This is a genomic window from Lewinella cohaerens DSM 23179, from assembly GCF_000379805.1.
Lineage (GTDB): Bacteria > Bacteroidota > Bacteroidia > Chitinophagales > Saprospiraceae > Lewinella > Lewinella cohaerens.
Window position 1 is genome coordinate 140386 of record NZ_KB903545.1, and the last position, 6196, is coordinate 146581.

At 47.2% G+C, this 6196-nt stretch carries 5 protein-coding genes and 1 pseudogene; 1 reads left to right on the forward strand and 5 read right to left on the reverse strand.

Annotated features, from left to right (window positions below):
• Window positions 1–384: 384 nt before the first annotated feature.
• From A3EU_RS0114695 to lolA1, 4 genes are all read right to left on the reverse strand, one after another.
• Entirely contained in the window at window positions 385–747 is a 363-nt protein-coding gene (locus tag A3EU_RS0114695) for a DUF1801 domain-containing protein (protein WP_020536942.1), read from the reverse strand.
• A 161-nt stretch (window positions 748–908) separates the two neighbouring features.
• Window positions 909–1691, reverse strand: coding sequence for a tetratricopeptide repeat protein (locus A3EU_RS0114700; RefSeq protein WP_020536943.1), 783 nt, complete (start codon window positions 1689–1691; stop codon window positions 909–911).
• A gap of 267 nt (window positions 1692–1958) precedes the next feature.
• Window positions 1959–3449, reverse strand: coding sequence for a GH3 auxin-responsive promoter family protein (locus A3EU_RS0114705; RefSeq protein ID WP_020536944.1), 1491 nt, complete (start codon window positions 3447–3449; stop codon window positions 1959–1961).
• A 90-nt stretch (window positions 3450–3539) separates the two neighbouring features.
• Window positions 3540–4223 carry an outer membrane lipoprotein periplasmic chaperone LolA1 gene (lolA1, locus tag A3EU_RS0114710; RefSeq protein ID WP_020536945.1) on the reverse strand — a complete coding sequence of 228 codons (684 nt, stop codon included), beginning with the start codon at window positions 4221–4223 and terminating at the stop codon, window positions 3540–3542.
• Between the two features lie 545 nt (window positions 4224–4768).
• On the opposite strand from lolA1, the gene A3EU_RS0114715 reads away from it, so the two are divergent.
• Complete coding sequence (locus A3EU_RS0114715) at window positions 4769–5914, forward strand: cystathionine gamma-synthase (protein ID WP_020536946.1); 1146 nt, start codon at window positions 4769–4771, stop codon at window positions 5912–5914.
• A gap of 21 nt (window positions 5915–5935) precedes the next feature.
• Here the strand turns inward: A3EU_RS0114715 and A3EU_RS34830 are convergent.
• A pseudogene (locus A3EU_RS34830) lies at window positions 5936–6196 on the reverse strand (IS4 family transposase); the annotation flags it as partial.

Here is a 6196-nt window from a genome sequence, read left to right on the forward strand (position 1 = left end):
AGTTGGTTGTATTTTGCTATATTATACTAAACATTATCCTATTTTTATGCTATGCGATTAAACAATTTAGATTGATTTACGAAAGCATCAAAAAGAATAATAAACTCCACCTTGGAGTACTATTTATCATCGCCTGCTGTTGGAGGTGGGTAGCTGGTGATCATATTCCGTCTGAATTATTTGACTATTGGTGGTTTCCTACCTTCAGTTACTGTCTTATTGCAGTAGCTATTGGGGAGATTAGTAGAAGGCTACTCGTTCGATATTCTTTTATTTCACCAACAAAAAACTGGCACAAAGACAAAAGAGATGAACGAGAGGACAGGCATGCCACCTATCTCGCGATTCTTTGGGCAGTGATAGGATTAATTTATACTGTTTATCTTATTTATTATCCTCATTCTGCGACCATTTCAATGCTACTTTGAAAATCTGCTTCATGGCCTCGTGAGGAAAATCCTCTTCGGGGTTAATAGATAATACCTTTATCTGCTTGCGCCCATCACTGATAAGCAAAGGGTGATCAATTTTATGTCCATCGATAAAACCGATGTAAGGATGGCGGGTTTTCTTATCCATCCATAGGTAGCAGAAGTTTTTGCCTTGGTAGGTAAAGAAAGGCGAACTCCATTTCCATACCACGCTCACTCCTAGATGTAGCGCCAAAATGTAGTCATGTAGCGCTAGCAAGGTTCCCTGTAGCGGCTCTTCTTGATTAAGAAAGAAGTTGGTAAGTTTATCTTGCATAGGCTCAGTCTTTTTGCTTGGAGTAATGAGTAGTCACCCCTGTTTTTTAGATAGAAATGGGAGCTTGAGCACTAAAGGAGTGCGTAAGACAGCGTCTGGAGCACGGGGTGCCGAGAAACGATGGCATGCCCCCCTAAAAAAAATAACCAACCAATAACTATTTAAATCACCCCCACTTCAGCGTCCTGTACCCAGCCTGTTCGGCCATCCACAAGTTCTACCTTGCTCCACCCTTCGAAGTTATCGAGTAGGCGTACGCGGAGGCCTTCGTGCACCTCAAAGTCTACTTCGGTGTCTGTACCCGGAGCAATTCTTACCTCTACTTTTTTGAAAAGAATGACGGCCTGATCGGCACGTGCAAGTGCCTTGGTTCTGCTGTTAGCGAAGAAGATAAAGAGGATGGCCAGCAATATCAACATTGCGCCGTAGAAGGGGAGTTGTGCTGCTCGCTTGGTTGGGTACCAGGCCGGAGTGCCGGCGCCGTTGCGAAACCACAACCAGTTCATCAATATAGCCGCACCGATAAAGGTGAAAAAAATAGCCAATACGCCCCAAGTGTCGGGTTGTAGCCTGGCCGCAACGCGGTGCCACCAATCGTAGAGAAAAAAGGTGGGAATAGGGAGTAGCCCGTCCTCTTGTTCATTCCTGAGCAGGTCCAGATTTTTTCGGATTTCTTTATCATAAGGGGCTAGCTTTTTTGCTTTTTCCATCTGTAAAATGGCGGGCCCAAGCTTTTCTGTCCGGTAGTATGCCAAACCCAGGTTGTAGTGCAACCCGGGCGAGGAATAGCCCTCACTTAGCAGTTGTTCATAAGCACCGATGGCCAGGGGGTAACGTTGGGCATCCAACTGTTGAAAAGCTGTTTGCGCACGTTCTTCCGCCGACTGGCTCCAGCCGCCAGTAACTACAAGAAGTAAACTCACTAGAACAAATATTCTACGCATAATATTTCCATTTTTTGAACACCACAAATTTAAGGAAAGTCGGAATAAAGGTGTAGGGGTTGGAAAAGTGTAAACGTTCGCACCCAGCTCGCGGCGCCCCAATCGTACCAGTGCGATCATACATTAAGGTTGCACCCAGCACCCTAGGGCACTTAAAGTCGGAGATCGGAAGAGGGAAATCGGAATTATATGAGCCAAGGTCGCGAAGCATTGCGACGCCACGACTATGCTTCTCTAATCCTTGTTTTCCATCCAACAATCCAACAATCAAACCTGAAACCAATCCGCAATCTTCCGATCATTACTTAACCGAGGCACCTTGTTTTGTCCACCCAGCTTTCCCTGCGTTTTCATATAGTTGCGGAAAGCATCTTTTGGGAGAGGCCGAACGACAAGTGGTCGCAAAATCCCCCCGGCAATCAAATCTTGGTAATAAATATTTTGGGCAACCATTGTTTCATTGAGTTTGCGGGTAAAGTCGTCCAAGTCGGTGGGGGGGTGCTCAAACTCTACGAGCCATTCGTGGTAGGGGAGGCCTCCTTCTGGCGGACTAATCTGAGGAGCCACCGTAAATTCGGTCGTACGAACCTCTGTTCCTTGGGTAACTTCCAGCATGGCCGTCTCTACTTCTTTGCCAATCACGTGCTCGCCAAAAGCGGAGATGAAGTGCTTGATACGGCCCGTGACCTTAATACGGTAGGGTTGGGTGCTTACAAACTCTACCGTGTCACCAATATTGTAACCCCACAAGCCTGCATTGTTGTTGATGATGATGGCGTAGTTGACCCCCAGTTCTACCTCGGCCAAGGAAAGGCGGGTAGGGTTCTCGTTGAAAATTTCGTCAGCAGGAACAAACTCGAAGAAGATGCCACTGGCGACATTCAGTAGCAAGCCCGGCTCCGTTTGACTATCCTGAAAAGCGATGAATCCCTCACTGGCCGGATAGGTTTCTACACTATCGAGGCGTTTGCCCACCAGCTCTTCCAGCGCTCCCCGATAAGGTTCAAAATTGACACCACCGTAAACAAAGACGTCATAGTTGGGGAAGATATCCTTGACATATTTTTTGCCGGTTTTTTCCAGGAGCCGCTCGTAATACATCTGCACCCAAGGCGGGATACCGCTGATCAGGCGCATATCTGCGGGGAGTGTTTCTGCAACGATACGCTCCAGCTTGGTTTCCCAATCCTCAATGATATTGGTGTCGTAGGAGGGGAGTTGGTTGGTGCGTAGCCATGCTGGCACTTGGTGATTGACGATCCCCGATAGGCGGCCCGTTTTGATCCCTCCTACTTCTTCCAGTTCGGGGCTGCCCGAAAGAAAAATCAGTTTACCGTCCATCCATTGGCCTTTACCCGTACGAGCGTAGTAGTTGAAAAGGGCATTGCGGGCAGTGCCAAAATGATTGGGCAGACTATCCTTGGTCAGCGGAATATATTTTACGCCCGAAGTAGTGCCACTGGTTTTGGCAAAATAAGCGGGTCTACCTGGCCACAGCACATTTTCTTCTCCTTGCTTGATGTACTCAATATAAGGCTTCAGGTCTTCGTAATCTCGCAGTGGCACCTGCTCGCGGAAGGCTTCGTAGCTGGTGTTGGCTGTAAGCTGATGATCACGCCCAAATCGGGTTTGTGCTACACCACGCATAAGGTCTCTAAAAACGGTTTCCTGTGCGGGCAAAGGTGCTGCCGACCAACGGTCGATGCTTTTAGCGATCAAGTTGGCAAAAGGGCGGGTAAGTAATGATTTCCAGGCCATAAAAAGGAGTAAAATAAAACATCCCGAATCTGTATCAACAGGATTCGGGATGTTGTTTGTTGGTACTCAACAAAGATACGTGAAGAAAGCCTAATCACGTAGGTCTTCTACGTAGTAACTGGGGTACTTGTTTTTATTGAAGACAAAGTAACCGCTGGCAAATTGCTTGTTGGCGTTGACGTTTTTCAACTTGAAGGTGTAGCGACTTCCGTCTTTAGCAAATGCTTTTACCTCTACAATTTCCTTGTTGTCACGGGCTACGAGCATCCGTAATTTAGCGTATTCGCTGCTACGGTCGGCGGGTTTGAATTCGATGATGTGTACCACCTTGCCATTTTCGGTGCGGGTGTCAATAAGGGTATAAATAAACTCGCCATTATCGTAGAAATTGAATATCGACTGCGGAGACAAGAGTCCGGTATCTTCGCCAGGAGCAGGGAGTGTATTGATTTGCACCGACTGATTACTATGCATGACAAGGTACAAAGCATTGCCGTCGGAGAATATTTCCTGACCACCAAATTCTACCCGGTACTTGTCGCCGCTGCGGGCCAGTTTACCCTGCTGAGTTTCTTTTGGCTGCTCTGGAAATTCAATGTCCAAAGCAAAATCAGCTTCAATCGAAGAATAGGCTTCGTATTTCTGCCGTACCTGATCCAGGATTTTGCGTGCCTCCGGGTCAGAGTCTTCGGTCTTGGTATAATCTTGGGCGTAAGTACTCACGGTAAAGAGTAAAGCAAGGCTGGTAATTATCAGTTGTTTAAACATAGTCATCTTGGGTTGTTTATTCCGAGCATTTAACGTCCTTTAGACGCAGCTTATTGGTGTTTGGAACACACAAAGAACGTTAATGTTTTGCTAAATGGGGGAGAAAAAAGGGCTTCAATTCTGGGGGCTTCTTCTAAGTTGTTAGTTACGTAAACCAAAAGACTGGTCTTTATGCGGTGAAAGCTTTCTCTTTTCCAATTCCGATTTTCTACTTTGGGTTTTGAGGGTGCGGCCCAACCGTAGATCGCAATCGTACGATTATCGCCAACCCAATTGGCAAACGCTAAAACCAGTGCGCAGGCCAGCAGGCCGGAGCGCGAGGCCCGGAGGGACTAAGGACAAGAGGATGGGCGGAAGCGATAGCGACCAGACAGCCTGGTGCCGTAGGGGCGTGTGCGCAGCAACGCCACTACCGGCATGGCCCATGATAAATAATAAGGGAAGCTCTAAGATTCTAATTCAATCCTCTTACCTTTGCGGGCCTATATATATTCCTAATCAAGTAGTGGTCACAAAACCTAGAATTGTGGCCATTAGAACATATCCGCAAGATGAAATTCGGAACGAAGTGTATTCATGCTGGCCTTTCTCCTGACCCGGCTACAGGAGCAGTTATGACGCCCATTTACCAAACCTCTACGTACGCTCAGGAAGAGCCTGGTAAGCACAAGGGGTTTGAGTATGCCCGTACACAAAATCCGACGCGATCAGCCTTGGAACGCAACCTGGCTCGTCTGGAAAACGGTAAGCACGCAATTACTTTTAGTAGTGGCCTTGCAGCTATGGATGCGGTGATGCGCCTGCTGCAACCTGGTGACGAAGTTATCGCGACCAACGACCTCTATGGCGGCGCTTACCGGCAGATGGTAAAGGTACACCAGCGCTATGGTGTCAAGACTCATTTTGTAAATCTTGGCAACATTGATAAGCTCCAAAAGCAGATCAATAAGAATACGAAGCTTATCTGGATTGAAACGCCAACCAACCCGATGCTCAAGTTGGTAGATATCGAAACGGTTACTGCGATTGCCAAGGTCAAGGGGATCATGACTTGTGTAGACAACACTTTTGCCAGTCCTGTGCTTCAAAATCCTTTGAATATGGGGGCGGATATCGTTTTGCATTCTGCTACCAAATACCTCGGTGGCCACAGCGATGTGGTGATGGGAGCAGTGGTTGTGAACAAAGACAAGATTGCAGATCAGCTGTATTTTTTACAAAATGCCGTTGGTGCTATCCCTGGACCACAGGATTGTTTCCTCGTGCTTCGGGGTATCAAAACCTTGCACTTACGGGTAGAACGCTCTTGTAAAAATGCCCGCAAAATTGCTAAATACCTGGTGGCGCACCCTAAAGTAGGCAAGGTTTACTACCCTGGCCTAAAGGATCACCCCCAGCATGAACTGGCCAAGCGGCAGATGAAAGACTTTGGCGGGATGGTTTCCTTTGATTTCCCTAAAGGCACCTTCGAGACTGCTAATAAGGTTTTGGCCAATACGAATTACTTTACGCTGGCGGAAAGCCTGGGCGGTGTAGAAAGTCTCATCGGCCATCCAGCGAGTATGACTCACGCTTCTATCCCCAAGGCTGACCGCCTAAAGGTGGGGCTAACGGATAGCCTCATCCGCCTAAGCGTGGGTGTGGAAGATGTTGATGATCTGATCGCAGATTTGGAAGAAGCGTTCAGAAATGTATAAAAAAACATCAGTAGTGTCCGGTTATAAGTCAAAGATATTCAATTGGTTATGACTTCCGGGGTTCTGGTTTTTGGATTCAATTTTCATAATCAACTGATTTACAGGCGTTTTGTCAAAAGCAGAAACGCTCATTATTTGTAAAATTTCGTTCAAAGAGTGTAGACTTTTCAGCCTATACTTCAGAATAGCGACCAGCACAAAGGTGCAGACCGCGATCCAGATTTGGGTTTTGACAGCGTTGGGGCTTTCTCCCCAGAACTTCTTGATGCGCAAGTGCTGCTT

Excerpts from the sequence above, each read along its gene's own strand:
- A3EU_RS0114695 (WP_020536942.1), bottom strand. The coding sequence starts at position 747 with ATGCAAGATAAACTTACCAACTTCTTTCTTAATCAAGAAGAGCCGCTA.
- A3EU_RS0114700 (WP_020536943.1), bottom strand. The coding sequence starts at position 1,691 with ATGCGTAGAATATTTGTTCTAGTGAGTTTACTTCTTGTAGTTACTGGC.
- A3EU_RS0114705 (WP_020536944.1), bottom strand. The coding sequence starts at position 3,449 with ATGGCCTGGAAATCATTACTTACCCGCCCTTTTGCCAACTTGATCGCT.
- lolA1 (WP_020536945.1), bottom strand. The coding sequence starts at position 4,223 with ATGACTATGTTTAAACAACTGATAATTACCAGCCTTGCTTTACTCTTT.
- A3EU_RS0114715 (WP_020536946.1), top strand. The coding sequence starts at position 4,769 with ATGAAATTCGGAACGAAGTGTATTCATGCTGGCCTTTCTCCTGACCCG.